Here is a 17,105-nt window from a genome sequence, read left to right as displayed (position 1 = left end):
TCATGGACGACGTCGCCTATCTCCTCTCGGCCCGCGCAGTGCGCGAGCGGTCGCATCAGCTGCTTGCGCTCGGTCTCGCGGACAGGCTGCCGCATTTCCGCATCGACCTCGCGAAGCTCGATACGATTGCCGACCTCGTGCGCGACGTGACCCGCAGGACCTATCCCGGCGGCGAGGTGCCGTTCCACTCGCGCTGGCGGCATTTCGTGGTCGGCGGTGTCGATCGCTGGGCCGCGATCGCCGACAATGTGAATTGGCCGGATGCGGCTTCACGGGCGCGCGCCGAGTTCGATCTCGCCATCACCAGCGTGCTGCTCGACGCCGGCGCCGGCGCGGCGTGGCGCTATCAGGATGCCGTGACCGGCGCGCGCATCGGCCGCTCCGAAGGGCTGGCACTGGCGAGCCTCGACATGTTCGCACGCGGTGCGTTTTCGGCCGATGCAAGCCATCCGCTGCGGGCCGACGCCGCGAAGCTGCAGCACATCATCGTCGCCGATCTCGAACGCGGCTTCCAGGTGAGCGCCGACAATCCGCTGGTCGGACTCGAAGGCCGCGTTGCGCTGCTGCGCCGGCTAGGCGAGGTCACGGCTGCAAAGCCGGATATCTTCGGTCGGAAAGATACCCCACGTCCCGGCGGTCTGTTCGATCAGCTCGCCGCCGGTGCGACCGGCGGCCACCTCCAGGCCGCTGACATTCTGCAGCAGGTGCTGCTGCAGCTCGGCCCGATCTGGCCGTCGCGGCTGACGCTGCAAGGCATCGCGCTCGGCGACTGCTGGCGCCATGCTTCCCTGGTCACCGATGACGCGACCAGCGGTCTCGTCCCATTGCACAAGCTGTCGCAATGGCTGAGCTATTCGCTGATCGAACCGCTGCAGCGCGCCGGCCTCGTGGTCGAGAACATCGACGGCCTTACGGGACTCGCCGAATACCGCAATGGCGGCCTGTTCGTCGACGGCGGCGTGCTGGTGCTGCGCGATCCCGCCGATGCCGCGCGGGCGCATGCCGTTGATTCCCCGCTGGTGGTGGAATGGCGCGCGCTGACCGTCGCCCTGCTCGATCGCCTGGCCGCGCTGATCCGCCAGCGCACCGGCCAGACGGCGGAACAGCTGCCCTTGGCGCGCATCCTCGAAGGCGGCAGCTGGGCCGCCGGCCGCAAGCTCGCCTTCGAACGCCGTCCCGACGGCTCGCCGCCGCTGACCATCCTCAGCGACGGCACGGTGTTTTAAGAGGTGTTTGGTAGCCTTGCTTCATAACAGCCGACGTCATTGCGAGCGAAGCGACTTGTCCGCCATAGCCCGAAGGGCGACGGCGGAAGCAATCCAGGGCCCGGAAGAAAGTCTGCATTGCTTCGTCGCTTCGCTCCTCGCAATGATGCGATTCATAAGTTGCGCGTAGGGTGGGCAAGGCGCAGCGTGCCCACCATTCCAAGCTGAGCTAGTATCAGGTGGGCACGGCGCTTCGCGCCTTTGCCCACCCTACGCTTCGGAGATGAAAGCCATGGAAGGCGTCACGGTCGTCGATCATCCGCTGGTGCAGCACAAGCTGACCTTGATCCGCGACAAGTCGATCTCGACCAAGTCGTTCCGCGAGCTCCTCAAGGAGATCGGCATGCTCCTGTGCTACGAGGTCACGCGCGACCTGCCGCTCACGGAGGTCGAGATCGAGACGCCGCTGGCGCGAATGCAGTCGGCCAAGATCGCCGGCAAGAAGCTGGTGTTCGTGCCGGTGCTGCGCGCCGGCGTCACCTTCGTCGACGGCATGCTCGATCTGGTGCCGACCGCACGCGTCGCCCATATCGGCCTGTACCGCGAGCCGCAGACCTTCACCGCGGTCGAGTACTTCTTCAAGGCGCCGTCCGACCTGCAGGAGCGCCTGGCCGTCGTCGTCACGCCGGTGCTCGCGACCGGCAACAGCGCAGTCGCCGCGGTCGACCGGCTCAAGGAGCGCGGCGCCAAGGATATCCGCATGGTCTGCATGATCGCGGCGCCCGAGGGCGTCGAGCGCGTCCGCGGCCTGCATCCCGATGTCGCACTGTGGACCGCCGCGATCGACGACGGCCTCGACGACGACGCCTTCATCGTTCCCGGCCTCGGCGACGCCGGCGACCGCGCCTACGGCACGCGGTAGCAGCATTCAGCCGGCGAATGCGGCCTCTGCCTCCGGCAACGCCCAGATCTTTTCGATCGCTGCAGCGCCTGCCGCCGTGATCGCCGCCTCGTCACCGTGGAGATAGCGGCCGTCGTGGATCAGCAGCCGGCCGTCGATCATCACCTGGTCGATGTTGGCGCGGTTCGCGAGCGCGATCAGGCCGCGACGCGGGTCGTGTAGCGGCTGAAGATGTGGATGCGTCATGTCGACGACGGTGAGGTCGGCGGTCGCGCCGGGCGCGATGACGCCGAGATCGTCGCGCTTGATCATGGCGGCGGCCGTCGTGGTGACGGCGTCGATCAGTTCCGGCGCGCTCGCCGTCTCGGCGCTTCCCAGCACGATCTTCGAGATCATCGACGCGGCGTTGAGCTCGCCGAGCAGATCCATGTTGTAGCCGTCGGTGCCGACCGCGGTGCGGACGCCATGCGCGGCGAAGCGGCCGAAGGCGGCGGTGACTCCGGCGCGCGCGAACACGCGCGGGCAGTTCAGCACGCCGGCACCACGCGCCGCCATCAGCGCAAGGTCCGCATCGGTCGATGCGTGGCAATGCGCCGCCAGCAGATCGGGACCAAGCAGGCCGAGCCAGTCGAGATATTCGGCCGGGGTGCGGCCGCCATGGCGCTGCGCGATCGTCGCGACCTCGCCCGCGCTCTGCGCCATGTGCGTGGTGATGGGAACGCCGAGCTCGCGCGCCCGGCTGGCAGCCGCGCGCAACAGATCCGGTCCGCAGGTATCGGTCGCGTGCGGGCTCATCGCAAGACGAATGCGGCCGTCGCCCTGGCCGTGCCAGCGCTGATGGAGCGCATTCCAGACCGCCATGTCGGCCTCGCCGTCATCGCCGGCGTAAGTCACGACGCCGGAGGCATCCGCCCTGGCATCTGATGTCGAGAACAGATAGGGCGCGCCATAGAAGCGCAGGCCCATCTCGAGAGCCGCATCGAACAGCTCCGGGATCGTGTTGCGGAACGGCTCCATCACCGTGGTGGCGCCGCCCTTCAGGAGCTGCAGCACCCCCATGCGGCCGATCGCCAGCCGCTCCTTCACCGAAAGGATCTCGGCCCCGCGCTTGGACAGCGGCAGCAGCACGGTGTAGACGATGCTCTTGTTGTTGCGCCGGCCGTTGCCGTCCTCGGTGAGCGTGCGTGCGATCGCCTCGCTGAAGATGTGGTTGTGCAGGTTCAACAGGCCCGGCAGCACGAAGCGGCCCGGACGATCGAACACCTCGTCCGCCGCCGGCCGATCACGCGTCACGGCCGCGATGCGCCTGCCCTCGACCAGCACCCAGTGATCGCGCAGGACGTCCTGCGCGCCGTCCTTGCGCGTCAGCACGTAGCTGCCGAAGATCGCCGTCGTACTCATGCGTCCTTCGCTTCCGCCGCCTCATGGCGCTGGTAGTTCGCCGCGATCTCGGCTCCGGTCGTGATCCACACGTCCCGGCACGATTTGGCGTAGGTCAGGAACTCGCGCAGCAGCCGGAAGCGCATCGGCCGGCCCGAGACCTGCGGATGCAGCACGGTCGTCACCATCGCGCCCCAATCGCGGACTTCGTCCAGCTCATCCTTCCACATCGACAGCACGTGCTCTTTCGGAAAGATCGAGCGCGGCGAGAACCGCGCCGACAGGCCGTGCATCCAGTCGTCATAGCTCGCGGTCACCGGGATTTCGATCGTGCCCGGCGAGCCGGAGGCCAAGCGATGGCGATAGGGCCTGACGTCATCGCGGAACGAGGAGGTGTAGACGATGCCCTGGCGCACCAGCGCTGTCAGCAGCTCCTCGCAGAACTCGCCGAACGGCGCGCGGTAGCCGATCGGCCGGATTCCGAGCCGGCGCTGGATCGCCTCGAAGCCGCGCTCGATCTCCTCGACGATGAAGGGATCGCCGGGATCCGGCAGCAGATGGTGATAGCCGTGATGGCCGATCTCGTGGCCCGCCTTCAGCACCGCTTCCGCCATCGCCGGATGCGCATCGACCGCCCATCCCGTGATGAAGAACGTCGCCTTGAGATCGAGCTCGGCGAGCAGCTCGAGCAGCTTCGGCGTGCCGACGCGCGCCTCGAAACCGCCGAAGCTCATCGTGACCAGACGCGCCGCATGCGCGGGATCCTTCGAGGTCCAGGCGCTCTCGGCGTCGATGTCGAACGACAGGAACATCGCCGCTCTGTGCGGCGCAGGCCATGGATAGTCCGGCGCCGGCGGCGCGGTGTTGGCGGGAACGACCGGGATTCCCGCGAGCGCCTTACTGTCCAGCATTGATCAGCACCTTCTCGATTCCATTGTCGCTCAGCTTCCACTTCGCCAGCAACGCCTTGTAGCTGCCGTCGGCAATCAGGCCCTCCAGCGCGGCGCGCAGCGCCTCGCGCAGTTCGTCCGCCTTCACCGGCGTCGCCAGCCCCGTATATTGGTAGGCGATGGGCGTGCCGACCGGCACGTAAGTGTTCGGCTCGAGATCCATGATGTAGGGCAAGGTTTCGTTGCCCTGCACGGCGGCGTCGATGCGGCCCTGCTTGAGCTGCGTCCGGGCGTCGGCCGATCCCTCGGTGCCGACGAACTCGATTCCGCTCGCGCCGCAGTTCTTCTCGCTCCAGGCGGCGATGTCCTTCGGGAACATCGTGCGCCTGGAGGCACCGACCTTCTTGCCGCACAGCGCCGTCGGCTCCTTGAACTCGCTGGCGCGCGAAGCCTGCACGAAGAATCGCGGACCGCTGCGCAGGTAGTCGATGAAGGTCGCGGTATCCTGCCGGCTCTTGTAGTCGGTCATGCCGGTCAGGATGATGTCGAAACGCTGCGTGGCGAGGCCCGGCATCAGCTGGTCGAAGCTGGTCTCCTGCCACACCGCGTTGACGCCGAGCTTCTTGGCCAGCGCCTCGCCGAGCTCGACGTCGAAGCCGGTCAGGGTCGCGGTGGCCGGATCCTTGAACTCCATCGGCGGATAGTTCGGCACCACCGCGATGCGCAGGCCGTTCTGCTTGATATCGGCCGGCAGCTCGGCGGCGAGAGCCGCGCCCGCCACGGCCGCGCTCATGAGCCCAGCCAACACGATCGACTTCAATTTCATCACCTCACCCCACTTCAGCTGCCAGAAATGCCTTGGTCCTCGCCTCGCGCGGCGCACGCAGCACCTCGCCGGCCGGACCACTCTCCACGATCACGCCCTGGTCCATATAGACGACCCGGTCGGCGACCTCGCGCGCGAAGCCGAGCTCATGCGTGACGACCAGCATGGTCATGCCGGACCTCGCCAGCTCCTTCATCACACCGAGCACCTCGCCGACCAGCTCCGGGTCGAGCGCCGAGGTCGGCTCGTCGAACAGCACCAGCCGCGGCTTCATTGCGAGCGCGCGTGCGATCGCCACGCGCTGCTGCTGACCGCCGGACAGTTGCGCCGGATAGGACTGCGCCTTGTCGGCAAGGCCGACCCGGCGCAGCAGCGACAAGGCCTCGTCCTTCGCCTCGGCAAGCCTGCGCCTCTGCACCTGCACCGGCCCCTCGATCACGTTCTCCAGCGCCGTCATGTGCGGGAACAGGTTGAAGCGCTGGAACACCATGCCGCAGGCGAGGCGTTGCCGCGCGATCTCGCGCTCCGACAGCCGATGCAGCCGACCGGCCGTCTCGCGGAAGCCGAGCAGCGCGCCGTCGAGCCAGATGCCGCCGCTGTCCGCCGTGGCCAGCTGGTTGACGCAACGGAGCAAGGTGGTCTTGCCGGAGCCGGATTGCCCGATCAGGCACACCACCTCGCCCTCGAAGACATCGAGCGAGACTTGCTTGAGCGCCTGGAATTCCCCGAAGCGCTTGCTGACCTGACGGATGGCGACGAGCGGCGTCATCAGCGCCCCCGCGCGATGCCACGGGCAAAACGATGTTCGAGCAGCATCTGCAGCGGCGTCAGGACCGAGACCACGAGCAGATACCAGAGGCCGGCGACGATCAGGAGCTCGATGACGCGCGAATTGGCGTAGTAGATGTTCTCGGCCGAGTGCAACACCTCCGGATACTGGATCACGCTGGCGAGCGAGGTCGCCTTGACCAGGCCAATGAACTCGTTGCCGAGCGGCGGGATCACCACGCGCATCGCCTGCGGCAGGATGATCCGGCGCAGCGCCTGCAGCCGTCCCATGCCGATCGCCTGCGCCGCCTCGTATTGCCCGATGTCGACCGACAGCAGCCCGGCTCGCATCACCTCCGAGGTGTAGGCGCCCTGGTTGATGCCGAGCCCGAGCAGCGCGGCCAGGAACGGCGTCATCACGTCGACGGCGCGCGCGCTCCACAGGCCGGGAATGCCGATGGTCGGAAACACCAGCGCGAGGTTGAACCACAACAACAACTGGAGGATCAGCGGCGTACCGCGAAACAGCCAGGTGTAGCCGGCGGCGACCGACCGCAGCACCGGATTGGGCGACAGCCGCATGATCGCGACGACCACGCCGAGCGCGATGCCCAGCGCCATCGCCGCGACAGCCATGACCATGGTGTTGACGATGCCGCGCAGGATCACCGGCGCGGTCACGAAGCGTTCGACGTAAGACCATTCGATCTGGCCTCTGGCGAAGGCGCGGCCGATCGCCAGCAGGATCACGACAATGACGGCAGCCGTAAGCCAGCGGCCCCAATGCGCCTTGCGCGCGATCCTGTGCGCCGACAGGTCGGGAAAGCGATCGGCCAGTACGTCGGCGCGGCTCATTGCGGCGCCGCGTTGAGCATCGGCTCGCGCACCGCATTGGCGCCGAGACCCCATTTGTCGAGAATGGCCTTGTAGCTGCCGTCGGCGATCATCGCCTTGAGCTGTTCGGTCACGACCTCGCGAAAGCCTGCATCGTCCTTGCGGAGCATGATGCCCTGGTAGCCGAAGGCGATGGGCTCACCGACGATGCGATACTTGCCGGCCTCCTGCGACTGCGCATAGGGCAAGGTCTCGCTGCCCTGCACGGCGGCATCGATGCGGCTCTGCTTGAGCTGATTGCGGACATCGATCGAGTTCTCCCCCGGCACATATTGCGCGGCAGGCTTGCCTGCGGCCTCGCAATTGGCCTTGCTCCATTTCTCGATCTCCTGCGGGAAGCTCGTCGAGCGCGTGGTGCCGATCTTCCGGCCGCACAGATCGGTCGCGACCTTGGCATCGCTCTCCGCCAGCACGAAGAACTGCGGGCCGGTGACGAGATAGTCGACGAAGTCGGCGGTCTCGCGCCGCGAGGCACGGTCGGAGATGCCCGAGATGATGAAGTCGGCGCGCCGGGTCTGCAGCGAGGGAATGAGTTCGGCGAACGCCGTCTCGCTCCACACGATCTTGACGCCGAGCCGCCTCGCCAGTTCGTTGGCGAGATCGATGTCGAGCCCCTTCAGCTCGTTGGTGGCGGGGTCGTGATATTCCATCGGCGCGTAGGTCGAGTTGACCGTGAGCTTGAGTACGCCGGCCTGCTTGATCTCAGCGGGCAGCTCCGCGGCCCCCGCCGGAGCAAGCGAGGTGAGGATGACGAAACCTGCGAACAACGAACGGCGCATCCTGCAACTCCCCACGTGAACGGCTAATCGACCACGGCCGGCTCGACGGCGCCGGCGCGCTCGGTGATGAGCCTGTACTGATCCGGCCGGCGATGCGCCGCGAAGTTGAACATCTTGTCCTTGCCCTGGCGGCACAGATCGAGGTCGATGTCGGCGACGACGACCTCGTCAGCGAGCGTCTTCGCCCGCGCCACGATGCAGCCATTGGGATCGACGATGCAGGAGCCGCCGATCAGCCCGCTGCCGTCCTCGTCGCCCGCCTTTGCGACCGCGATCGCCCACGTCGCATTCATGTAGGCGTTGGCCTGCGCCACCAGGGTCGAATGGAAGGTACGCAGCGAGGCATCCTCGGTGTTGCCGCCATTCGGATCGTAGGCTGCGGAATTGTAGCCGACGCAGACCAGCTCGACGCCCTGCAGCCCGAGCACCCGCCACGATTCCGGCCAGCGCCGGTCGTTGCAGATCATCATGCCCATGATGGCGCCGCCCCACTCGCGGCCGGCGCGCACGGCCGGAAAGCCGAGATCGCCATAGCCGAAATAGCGCTTCTCCAGCTGCTGATACTTGGCACTCGGGCGCGGCTCGACGGAGCCGGGCAGATGCACCTTGCGATATTTGCTGATGATCTCGCCGTCGGGATCGACAAGGATGGAGCTGTTGAAGCGGCGTCCGTCCGGTGTCAGCTCGGCATAGCCGACATAGAAGCCGACGCGAAGCGCCCGCGCCCGGTCGAACAGCGCGGCAACGGACGGGTTCGGCATCGCGCGCTCGAAATAGCTGTCGAGCTCATCGCCTTCGAGGATCCAACGCGGGAAGAAGGTCGTGAATGCGAGTTCCGGAAACACCACCAGCTTGGCGCCCTGGGCGGCCGCCTGTTCCAGGAGCCCGATCATGCGCGACAGCGTGTGCCCGCGGCTGTCGGCGCGCTGGGTCGGCCCCATCTGGGCGGCGGCCGCGCGGAAGATACGGCTCAAAACTCTGCCTCCGATCTGTGCGTCATGCCTTTCCAGCAGGCGGCATCACCGCCCTCTGCGACGCGCAAGAGAAGCATCAATGAAGCGAAACCGGCGCAGGAATTGCAACCAGTCGGGACGACCTCGGTCTATGATATTTTGGCCGAGACCATCACCCGGGCTAATAGGGCGACCATGCCATGAACCTGCGCCAGTTGGAGATCCTGCGGGCGGTCATCCGCCACCACACCACGGTCGCTGCCGCCGAGGAGCTCGCGCTGTCGCAGCCTGCGATCAGCAATGCGCTGAAGGCGATGGAGGCGCAGGCCGGCTTCACGCTGTTCGAGCGCGTCAACAACCGGCTGTTCCCGACACCCGAGGCGATGACGCTCTATGAGGAGAGCGAGGCGATCTTCACCCTGCACGCCCGGCTGGAAAACCGCGTGCGTGACCTGCGCGAGCAGAAGACGGGTCATCTGTCGATCGTCGCCACGCCGCCGCTCGCCTACAGCATCATCCCGCCGACCTTGTCAGGCTTCCTGCGGCGCCGGCCGCAGACGCGGATGTTCTTCGACGTGCGCCGCTACGAAGGCATCATCGAGGGCGTGCTCGGCAACGTCGCCGAGCTCGGCTTCGCGCTCGGACTGTCCGATCATCCCGGGATCGCCCATGAGGTCGTGCATACCGGGGAGATGGTGTGCGTGATGCCGGCCCTGCATCCGCTTGCCGAATGCGACGTGATTTCAGCGCGGGATCTCGCCGGCTTCCCGCTGATCGGCCTCGAACGCGGCACGCGCCTCGGCGAAGCGGTGCGCGAGAGCTTCCGGCAAGCCGATGCCGACTTCCAGCCGACCGTCGAAGTGCGTTACTGCAACACGGCCTGCGTGCTGGCTTCGACCGGCGTCGGCGTCGCCGTGGTCGATCCATTCTCGCCGCGCCAGGGCGGGCATGATCTCGTGGTACGGCCGTTCACGCCGAGCACCAAAGTCTCGGCCTATGTGCTGTGGTCGGAGGCGCGGCCGCTGTCGAACCTGGCGAAGACGTTTCGCAGCGAGGTGCGAAACGCGAGCCGCAGTCTTGCGGACGGCCTCGACGCGATCGGAGCTCCGAGCCTCGCCGCTTCCGCGCAGCGCGGCTGAGCTTGCCGATCGGCATGCGTCCATCAAACCCGTGGACGTATCGTTTGCGGCCCATCATCCGAAACGCCCGCCTGCGACGGGCTTCTCGGGATGATGCTCCGCGTCACTGTCGTCTTGCGGCTGGCGGCGGAATTGGTGCAGTGGACCATGGCTCGCCCTCCCGCAATCGCGCCGCCAGCGCCGCCGCGCAGCCGGCGAGCAGCTTCTCGCCCTTTGCAGCAGATGCCTTGCGCGCATCGCCTGCGACGCCGGAGGTGGTGATGTCGGCGAACGATCTGAACATCTTCAGCGACGGGACCAGCGAGCCCATGATGTCGAAGCTCGGCCCAAAGGCAGCGTCGAGCCTCGCCGCGTCGACGAGGCCTGGATGAGCCGCCATCATCATCGAGGTCTCGGCTTCGCAGGCATGCATCACGCCCTCCTGATCCTCGAGGACCTTGGCCATGGTCTCCCGCCCTTCCATGAAATAGGTCGTCGTCGCGATCGGCGCATTGAGCTCGCGCGTCAGTTCGCCGGTGAGGGTGGCCAGCGCCTGGATGTTGCCGCCATGGCCGTTGACGATCACGATGCGGAGGAAGCCGGCATTCAGAATCGAGCGGCACAGGTCTCTGAGCACGGCGTGGTAGGTGGAGAGACTGAGGGTGAAGGTGCCACCGAACGGAACGTGATGGTCGGCGAGCCCGCACCAAACGGTCGGCGCGACCACGATGGGATGGTCTGGAGTCAGCTCCAGCGCGGTGCGACGGCAGACCTCGCTGCACAGGAAGTCGTCAACTCCCGTCGGCAGATGCGGGCCGTGCTGCTCGGTCGAGGCCACCGGCAACAGCACGATCGCGTCTCGGGCCGCGAGCGCGCGAAGCGCTGCGGCGGAAAGTCTGTTCCAGGCGGTTTCGGTCATGATGGCTGCTCGCATGGTCGGAGATGAGGCAGATTGGCTCATATCACGCAGCCACCGCAACAGCCCATCTCGGCGTATCTGGCGCGCAGGCCGACAGTCGCCTGCGTGCACCCCAGCCCGCACGCCACTGCGCGATACTGCGCCCTCTCCCACAGGGACGAGGACGCGGCGACCGGCACCGCACCCTCGGCTACATCAGGAGCATGCTCTCAATGCACTCAAACATCGACAGCGATTGCGGGCTCGACAAGGTGCAACGGCCTTGCGTCCTCACAACACCACGGCCCGCGCGGCAGGCCGGTCTCACGCCCGCGTCAGTTCGATGTCGTGGGTCTGCTTCGTCTCCGCGTCGTACACCCTGATCTGCAACATCGGAAACCGGCGCTTGAGGTCATGCGCGCCGTTGTGTGCGCCATCCTTGGTCTTGAATTCGGTCTTGATCTGACCATCGACCACGACGGCATAGCCGGTCAGCGGAAGGTCGTTGCCGGATTTGTCTTGAGCAGGCTTGTTGTGAACAGACTTCTCTTGGGCAGACTTGAGCATTGCGAGCCGACGTCGATTCGTGAGTTGAAAGGGGTGTCGAGCGCGCGATCTCTCCGCCTCGGACGACTCCGATGTAAGGTGAGTCTGTCGCGACGAGCAAGCGAAGACGTGTTCTTCACAAGCAGGGCGATTACGGGTTCAACCTGACGGCGCAGCGCCGGCTCGCGATGATCTCGGGATGTTCAGCGCGAACGAGTCGCGCAAGTTCCAGACTTGCGACGCGAACGTTCCGGTCGCTCGGCATCCTGCTCGCCACCGCGAACGAGGAGCGCCGTGGTCGCGCGTCTCTCAGCGTCCGCAGCGCCCACCTCGCGCCGCCCCCAAGGCAGCAGCCCGATTCCAACTCGAGATGCGCTCTGCGACTGAGCACGGGTAGACGCAAAATCCCGGGGCCATCGGACGAACGAATCAGCATGACCGCCATGCGCGAATTGCCCGTCGTGCCAGTCTGCCGCAGATAAACAGCTTGCACCGTCGGGCAAATCAGGACGACATTTCCGCGCATCCCGCCTCATGAAGAGGGGCGTGTCGCGAACGTCACGAGACGTGGAGTGCGGGATGCGATGGACGCGACGTGTCGCAGCGGGTGTCATGCCTGCGGACGAACGGCACGGCGCGGACGGCGAAGTCGCATGGTCCTGGCGCCGCGACGCTGGCGTCAAGCTCGTGACGAGGTTTCAGCCTCGCGCGGGTGACGGTGGCAAGACAGCCCGTTCACCGGGGAGAATGCGTATAAGCCGTAACACTATCGCGCAGGGAAGGCCGGGATGTCTCAGCCGAACCTGTGGTTCCTGCCCCGTGCATTCTTTCCGCACGGGGGCCATGGGGGCGGCGAGCTCCCGGCCTTCCCTGCGCCCTCTCACTTGAAGAGGGCTCCGTCAAGCAAGACTCGGGCGCGATAGGCGCCGCGAGATCGCGACGTGCTGATTTGTAGACGTTCTGTTTGTCGATGGCTGTTTGTCGATGGCTGTTTGTCAGAGTGAACTGCTGACCATTGTCACGTGCCGTGCACGGGACCACGACGATCCCCGTAAGATGACGGATGGGCTTGCCGACCGCCGGTGCCGCTGCGGTAGCAAGGGATCGTAAACGACTGCGCCGGACGTTGACCCGCCATTTACCTCACGGTCCAACCACGACATCGTGATTTGATGCAGGTCAACATAACCGGCCCGAACGCACCACCTACTGACAAGGCGTTCAAGCGAATCAGGCCTTGCCGTTATCTCGTTCGGCGTCCCTCGAACGGTCCTGTGCACTTGTCATCATGGAGAACCACATGAGCGAGACCGGCGTGACCGCCCTGGATCACACCGTCCAGGAAACCAACATCTGGCTGAAGGCCATCGAGCAACGCCTCGCGCTGGCGAGCCGGCAGCAGGCCTACAATGCACTGCGTGCCGTGCTGCATGTGCTGCGCGACCGTATGCCGATGGCCGTCGCCGTGAATTTCGGCGCCCAGTTGCCGATGCTCATTCGCGGGATCTACTACGAGGGCTGGCACCACGCGGCAACCCCGACCAAGGACCGCCATCTCGAATATTTCGTCGATGACATCTTCCGCCAACTGCCGCCGCAATTCCCGGTCGATCCGCTCACGGCTGCGCGCGGCATCTTCGAAATTCTCTGGGAGAAGCTCGATCCCGGCGAGTTCGACAAGCTGATGGGCCACCTGCCGGTGCCGCTGCGCAATCTGCGCGAGCCGGCGACCTGAGGGACGGACCCCTTCGATCAGCTGGCCGGTATCGGTCGTCGGTACGGCGGCAGTGCGCCTCTCGCCTTCAATGCGCGAGCTGCCGGTACAGCGCCGGCAGCGCGGCGGGCAGTCGCCTGATGTTGCCGACGATGGCGTAGCCGCCGCGGCCGAACAGGGTGGGAAAATACGACTGCGCCGACGCATCGATGGTCACGCCGAACACCGCGACGCCGCCGCGCCGCGCTTCCTGCACCGCCTTGCGCGTGTCCTCGATCGCGAACCGTCCCTCATAGTGATCGACGTCGTTCGGCTTGCCGTCGGTCAGCACCAGCAGCAGGCGCTTGCGCTCGGATCGCTCGGCGAGCTGGCTGGCGGCATGACGCACCGCCGTGCCGATACGCGTATAGTAGCCGGGCCTGAGCGCGCCGATGCGGCGCTCGACCCGCCCGCTCATCGGCTCATCGAATGCCTTCACGGTCTCCAGGCGGACCCATGAGTTGCGCCGCGAGGTGAAGGTGAGAATGCTGTGGCTGTCGCCGCAGGCCGACAGCCCATGCGCCAGCACCAGCAGCGCCTCCTTCTCGACGTCGAGAACGCGCACGCCGTCGATCCACGCATCGGTCGATAGGGACACGTCGACCAGGAGAGTCACCGCGAGATCATGCGCGAGCGGGCGCATCGCCAGATGCACGCGATCAAGTCCGCCATGGCCGGCATTGAGATCGCTGCGCGCGCGCACCAGCGCGTCGATGTCGAGGTCGTGGCCGTCGGCCTGCGCGCGCATCACCTCATGACGCGGCCGCAAGGTCTCGAACCTGCGCCGCACGCTGCGGATGCGCCGGCGCATCGCATCGTCCGGAGACCACGCCTCGCCCGCCTCGGCGGCATCGCCGGTCACGACGCGACAATGGTCCGGCAGATAGGCGCCGCTGCGATAATTCCACTCGGGATACAGCCGGCCGCTGTCGAGCCGGGCCGTGTCCACCGCCTCGGGCGGCAGGTCGAGATCGAACTTCAGCTTGCTCGCCGGACGCCCCTTGCGCCTGGCGATCGCGAGCTCATCGAGATCGTCGGCAGCCTTGCGGGCGTCGTCATCGTCGGTATCGTCGGACGGACGATCGACATTGACCATCTCCGCCATCGCCAGGATCTTCTCGAAGCGGTTGAGGATGAATGGATCGCGCTTGGCCGTGTCGTCGCGCTCGCGCCGCGCGAAGCGTTTGCGGGTGTCGGGTGCACCCTCCTGCTCTGCGGGCGTCTGCGTCTCGTCGTCCTCGCGCGCCGCGGCAACGGCATCGCGGCTCCAGCAATCGCCCCACAGCGGACACGGCAGCATCGGCCGATAGCCGGGCGGGGCGGCCTCCGGCAACGCGCCGCCAGCGATGACCGCATTCCACAGCGCGCCCTTGGGCGGCGCGCCGGCGCCGAGCAGGGCCATGACGATGTGCTCGACCTGCTGCTCGAGCCGAGGCAGCGGCCGCCGCGGACGCGCCACAGCCAGCGCTTCGGCGAGTTGCGCATGCGGACGCGCCAGTCCAGGGAAGCGCGCCAGCACCAGCGAGGTCGTCTCACAGGCCCGGCGCAGCGCCAGCAGATCATGCCGCAGCGGATCGCGCTCCGCGATCGGCTCGACTGCCATGGTCGCGAACCACGCCGCGAGCCAGTGATAGAGCTGCGCATTGAGCGCGCGCCCCGGCAGCAGCGCGATGGTCTCCGGCAGGAACACGGTGGCGCCATCGCGCCCGGCCTGATCGAGGCATTCGTCGCCGAGGCCAATGCGCTGGCGCCAGCCGAGCCGATGGCCCGATTTGCGCGCCTTGGCTCCGGCGACCTGCACGCCGCTCTCGCCGCCCAGCGCGCGGAACATCACGGCGATGCGGCCGCTGATCTCGTTCAGGGCGACGGCCTGATCCGGATGGACCGGATAGCTCGAGGTCGTGCCGACCAGGCGATGCCAGGCGCGGCCGACGGTCTCCTCCAGTTCGAGGAAGTCGAGCATGGCTCACCCGATCACGGCATGCGCGACCTCGCGCAACGCGGCCTTGACGTCGGCGTCGTCGGTGAGCGGCTCGATCATCGCGGCGAGCACGGCGTCCGCGATGGATGCTCCGGCAGCGACGAGCGTCGCGCAATAGACCAGGAGCCGCGTCGAGACGCCCTCCTCCAAGTCATGGCCTTGCAGCGCGCGCAGCCGATGCGCGAGCGCCACCAGCGGCCGAACGCGCTCCGGCGCCAGCCCGCTCTCGGCGGCAACCACCGCGATCTCCTGCTCGGCGGGCAGGAAGCCGAATTCGATGGCGATGAAGCGCTGCCGTGTCGATGGCTTCAGCGCCTTGTGCAGCGACTGATAACCCGGATTGTAGGACACCACCAGCATGAAGCCGTCGGGCGCGAGCAGCTCCTCGCCGGTGCGCTCCAGCGGAAGAATGCGGCGGTCGTCGGTGAGAGGATGCAGCACGACGGTCACATCCTTCCGCGCCTCGACGACCTCGTCGAGATAGCAGATGCCGCCCTCGCGCACCGCGCGGGTCAGCGGGCCGTCGGTCCACACGGTGTCACCGCCCTTGAGCAGATATCGCCCGGTGAGGTCGGCGGCGGTGAGGTCGTCGTGACAGGCGACCGTGTGCAGCGGCAGGCCCAGTCGCGCCGCCATGTGCGCGACAAAGCGGGTCTTGCCGCAGCCGGTCGGCCCCTTCAGCAGCACCGGTAAGCGATGTCGGAACGCATGCTCGAACAGCGCGCATTCATTGCCGGTCGGCGTGTACGAGGGGAACGACAGGACGGTATCGATCGCGTGCAGCGCGGGCTTCATGATCACTCTCCGAATCGGGGGATGCAGGCGGCGGCATCGGAGCCGCCGCCTGCGGGGTTTTACTCCGCCGGCTGCAGGGCGCCGGGGATGATCGCCTGCTTGGCGCGGCCGGGCACCAGCACGGCCCAGACGAACATCAGCGCCGCGATCGCCACGAACACACCGGAGCCGAGCCGCACCCAGTAGAACATCGCGAGCTGGTCCTGCACGTCCATGTAGCTCTGGCCGAGCACGCGCTGCAGATGCACCTGGATGATGCCGGCGAAGGTCAGCGCAAAGGTCATCGTCATCATCGCCGTGCACATGATCCAGAAGCTCGCCATCGAGAGCCACTGGTTATACGGCGCACGCTGGCGCAGCTGCGGCACCGCATAGGCCATGACCGCGAGGTTGAGCATCACATAGGCGCCGAAGAAGGCGAGATGGCCGTGCGCGGCGGTCACCTGGGTGCCGTGGGTGTAGTAGTTCACGCTGGACAGCGTGTGCAGGAAGCCCCACACGCCGGCGCCGAGGAACGCCATGACGGAGCAGCCGACCGACCACAGCAGCGCGGCGCGATTCGGATGCTTGCGTCCCGCCTTGAGCGTCATCTGCACCGTGAAGATCACCATGGTGAAGAACGGCGCGACCTCGAGCGTTGAGAACAGCGAGCCGATCCACTGCCAATAGCCGGGCGCGCCGATCCAGTAGAAATGATGGCCGGTGCCGAGGATGCCGGAGAACAGCGCCAGGCCAATGATGACGTAGAGCCACTTCTCCACCACCTCGCGGTCGATGCCGTTGAGCTTGATCATCAGGAAGGCCAGGATCGAGGCCATGATCAGCTCCCAGACGCCCTCCACCCAGAGATGGACGATGTACCACCAGTACATCTTGTCGACGGCGAGATTGGCTGGGTTGTAGAAGGCGAACAAAAAGAAGATCGCGACGCCCCACAGACCGAACAGCAGGATGTTGGTCACCGTCGTCTTGCGACCCTTCAGGGCGGTCATCGTGACGTTGAACAGGAACATCAGGCAGACGACGACGATGCCGACCTTGATGATGAAGGGCTGCTCGAGGAACTCACGGCCCTCATGGTAGTGGAAGAGATAGCCGACGACGGCCGCGCCGGCCGCGCCGAAGAACATCCAGAACTGGATCTTAGCGAGCAGCGGGCTGTAGAGCTCGGTCTCGGTCTCCTCGGGCAGCAGGAAGTAGGTGGCGCCCATGAAGCCGATCAGCGACCACACGATCAGCGCGTTGGTGTGGATCATGCGGACGATGTTGAAGGGAAGCAGGACCGACAGCGTGTTCGGCAGCACGTAGATGGTGCCGGCGAGCAGGCCGAAGATGACCTGGGCGAGGAAGAGCGTCAGCGCGCCGTAGAAATACAGCATCGCGACCTTCTGGGTCTCATATCTCATCGCGGATCTCTC

16 protein-coding genes are annotated in these 17,105 nt (G+C 66.5%); 4 read left to right on the top strand and 12 right to left on the bottom strand.

The annotated features are described in order from the left end of the window. Positions 1 to 2: 2 nt before the first annotated feature. Complete coding sequence (locus ACQR1E_RS14520; RefSeq protein WP_434897203.1) at positions 3 to 1,226, top strand: URC4/urg3 family protein; 1,224 nt, start codon at positions 3 to 5, stop codon at positions 1,224 to 1,226. 271 nt (positions 1,227 to 1,497) lie between these two features. Further along, on the top strand, positions 1,498 to 2,127 hold the full coding sequence (upp, locus tag ACQR1E_RS14515) for a uracil phosphoribosyltransferase (protein WP_315827065.1): 630 nt from the start codon (positions 1,498 to 1,500) through the stop codon (positions 2,125 to 2,127). A 6-nt stretch (positions 2,128 to 2,133) separates the two neighbouring features. Here the strand turns inward: upp and ACQR1E_RS14510 are convergent, their stop codons facing one another. From ACQR1E_RS14510 to ACQR1E_RS14480, 7 genes are read right to left on the bottom strand one after another with little or no spacing between them, the layout of a single operon-like run. Beyond that, positions 2,134 to 3,507, bottom strand: a complete 1,374-nt coding sequence (locus ACQR1E_RS14510; RefSeq protein ID WP_316174812.1) for an amidohydrolase family protein — start codon at positions 3,505 to 3,507, stop codon at positions 2,134 to 2,136. Next, entirely contained in the window at positions 3,504 to 4,397 is an 894-nt protein-coding gene (locus ACQR1E_RS14505; protein ID WP_315750305.1) for a polysaccharide deacetylase family protein, read from the bottom strand. Before ACQR1E_RS14505 ends, ACQR1E_RS14510 begins: the two co-directional genes overlap by 4 nt. Continuing rightward, a complete protein-coding gene (locus ACQR1E_RS14500; RefSeq protein ID WP_434897202.1) occupies positions 4,384 to 5,202 on the bottom strand; it encodes an ABC transporter substrate-binding protein in 819 nt (272 codons plus the stop codon). The genes ACQR1E_RS14505 and ACQR1E_RS14500 overlap by 14 nt, the downstream gene beginning before the upstream one ends. Positions 5,203 to 5,206: 4 nt before the next feature. Next, the gene (locus ACQR1E_RS14495; protein ID WP_315750447.1) at positions 5,207 to 5,974 is read right to left on the bottom strand and encodes an amino acid ABC transporter ATP-binding protein; all 768 of its coding nucleotides are present in this window, start codon (positions 5,972 to 5,974) and stop codon (positions 5,207 to 5,209) included. Further along, complete coding sequence (locus ACQR1E_RS14490) at positions 5,971 to 6,825, bottom strand: amino acid ABC transporter permease (protein ID WP_434897201.1); 855 nt, start codon at positions 6,823 to 6,825, stop codon at positions 5,971 to 5,973. Before ACQR1E_RS14490 ends, ACQR1E_RS14495 begins: the two co-directional genes overlap by 4 nt. Beyond that, positions 6,822 to 7,643, bottom strand: a complete 822-nt coding sequence (locus ACQR1E_RS14485) for an ABC transporter substrate-binding protein (RefSeq protein WP_434897200.1) — start codon at positions 7,641 to 7,643, stop codon at positions 6,822 to 6,824. Before ACQR1E_RS14485 ends, ACQR1E_RS14490 begins: the two co-directional genes overlap by 4 nt. Before the next feature lie 23 nt (positions 7,644 to 7,666). After that, positions 7,667 to 8,617, bottom strand: coding sequence for an N-carbamoyl-D-amino-acid hydrolase (locus ACQR1E_RS14480; RefSeq protein ID WP_434897199.1), 951 nt, complete (start codon positions 8,615 to 8,617; stop codon positions 7,667 to 7,669). Positions 8,618 to 8,796: 179 nt separating this feature from the next. Between ACQR1E_RS14480 and ACQR1E_RS14475 the strand changes: the two genes are divergently transcribed. Next, complete coding sequence (locus ACQR1E_RS14475; protein ID WP_315717754.1) at positions 8,797 to 9,735, top strand: LysR family transcriptional regulator; 939 nt, start codon at positions 8,797 to 8,799, stop codon at positions 9,733 to 9,735. A gap of 103 nt (positions 9,736 to 9,838) precedes the next feature. Here ACQR1E_RS14475 and ACQR1E_RS14470 read toward each other — a convergent pair whose 3' ends face one another. After that, positions 9,839 to 10,633 (bottom strand): creatininase family protein, encoded by a 795-nt coding sequence (locus ACQR1E_RS14470; protein ID WP_434897198.1) that lies wholly within the window; start codon positions 10,631 to 10,633, stop codon positions 9,839 to 9,841. Between the two features lie 303 nt (positions 10,634 to 10,936). After that, positions 10,937 to 11,179: a hypothetical protein gene (locus ACQR1E_RS14465; protein ID WP_315717756.1), complete on the bottom strand. Its 243-nt coding sequence runs from the start codon at positions 11,177 to 11,179 to the stop codon at positions 10,937 to 10,939. Between the two features lie 1,279 nt (positions 11,180 to 12,458). Between ACQR1E_RS14465 and ACQR1E_RS14460 the strand changes: the two genes are divergently transcribed. Further along, positions 12,459 to 12,893 carry a DUF2267 domain-containing protein gene (locus ACQR1E_RS14460; protein WP_315750299.1) on the top strand — a complete coding sequence of 145 codons (435 nt, stop codon included), beginning with the start codon at positions 12,459 to 12,461 and terminating at the stop codon, positions 12,891 to 12,893. A gap of 67 nt (positions 12,894 to 12,960) precedes the next feature. On the opposite strand, the gene ACQR1E_RS14455 is transcribed toward ACQR1E_RS14460, so the two are convergent. Genes ACQR1E_RS14455 through ACQR1E_RS14445 form a run of 3 tightly spaced genes read right to left on the bottom strand, consistent with a single transcriptional unit; the run spans position 12,961 to position 17,093 of the window. After that, on the bottom strand, positions 12,961 to 14,874 hold the full coding sequence (locus ACQR1E_RS14455; RefSeq protein ID WP_316226399.1) for a nitric oxide reductase activation protein NorD: 1,914 nt from the start codon (positions 14,872 to 14,874) through the stop codon (positions 12,961 to 12,963). A 3-nt stretch (positions 14,875 to 14,877) separates the two neighbouring features. Next, positions 14,878 to 15,687, bottom strand: coding sequence for a CbbQ/NirQ/NorQ/GpvN family protein (locus ACQR1E_RS14450; RefSeq protein ID WP_315717759.1), 810 nt, complete (start codon positions 15,685 to 15,687; stop codon positions 14,878 to 14,880). A gap of 59 nt (positions 15,688 to 15,746) precedes the next feature. Beyond that, complete coding sequence (locus tag ACQR1E_RS14445; RefSeq protein ID WP_315717760.1) at positions 15,747 to 17,093, bottom strand: cbb3-type cytochrome c oxidase subunit I; 1,347 nt, start codon at positions 17,091 to 17,093, stop codon at positions 15,747 to 15,749. Positions 17,094 to 17,105 lie beyond the last annotated feature (12 nt).

Source organism: Bradyrhizobium sp. HKCCYLRH1030 (genome assembly GCF_051168395.1).
In the GTDB taxonomy this organism is placed as follows: Bacteria; Pseudomonadota; Alphaproteobacteria; order Rhizobiales; family Xanthobacteraceae; genus Bradyrhizobium.
Note: the sequence above shows the minus strand (reverse complement) of the source record. Positions and strands in the feature narration are given on the sequence as shown.

Coding starts and splice junctions, on each gene's coding strand:
- ACQR1E_RS14520 (WP_434897203.1), top strand. CDS start 3: ATGGACGACGTCGCCTATCTCCTCTCGGCCCGCGCAGTGCGCGAGCGG.
- upp (WP_315827065.1), top strand. CDS start 1,498: ATGGAAGGCGTCACGGTCGTCGATCATCCGCTGGTGCAGCACAAGCTG.
- ACQR1E_RS14510 (WP_316174812.1), bottom strand. CDS start 3,507: ATGAGTACGACGGCGATCTTCGGCAGCTACGTGCTGACGCGCAAGGAC.
- ACQR1E_RS14505 (WP_315750305.1), bottom strand. CDS start 4,397: ATGCTGGACAGTAAGGCGCTCGCGGGAATCCCGGTCGTTCCCGCCAAC.
- ACQR1E_RS14500 (WP_434897202.1), bottom strand. CDS start 5,202: ATGAAATTGAAGTCGATCGTGTTGGCTGGGCTCATGAGCGCGGCCGTG.
- ACQR1E_RS14490 (WP_434897201.1), bottom strand. CDS start 6,825: ATGAGCCGCGCCGACGTACTGGCCGATCGCTTTCCCGACCTGTCGGCG.
- ACQR1E_RS14485 (WP_434897200.1), bottom strand. CDS start 7,643: ATGCGCCGTTCGTTGTTCGCAGGTTTCGTCATCCTCACCTCGCTTGCT.
- ACQR1E_RS14475 (WP_315717754.1), top strand. CDS start 8,797: ATGAACCTGCGCCAGTTGGAGATCCTGCGGGCGGTCATCCGCCACCAC.
- ACQR1E_RS14470 (WP_434897198.1), bottom strand. CDS start 10,633: ATGACCGAAACCGCCTGGAACAGACTTTCCGCCGCAGCGCTTCGCGCG.
- ACQR1E_RS14465 (WP_315717756.1), bottom strand. CDS start 11,179: ATGCTCAAGTCTGCCCAAGAGAAGTCTGTTCACAACAAGCCTGCTCAA.
- ACQR1E_RS14460 (WP_315750299.1), top strand. CDS start 12,459: ATGAGCGAGACCGGCGTGACCGCCCTGGATCACACCGTCCAGGAAACC.
- ACQR1E_RS14455 (WP_316226399.1), bottom strand. CDS start 14,874: ATGCTCGACTTCCTCGAACTGGAGGAGACCGTCGGCCGCGCCTGGCAT.
- ACQR1E_RS14450 (WP_315717759.1), bottom strand. CDS start 15,687: ATGAAGCCCGCGCTGCACGCGATCGATACCGTCCTGTCGTTCCCCTCG.
- ACQR1E_RS14445 (WP_315717760.1), bottom strand. CDS start 17,093: ATGAGATATGAGACCCAGAAGGTCGCGATGCTGTATTTCTACGGCGCG.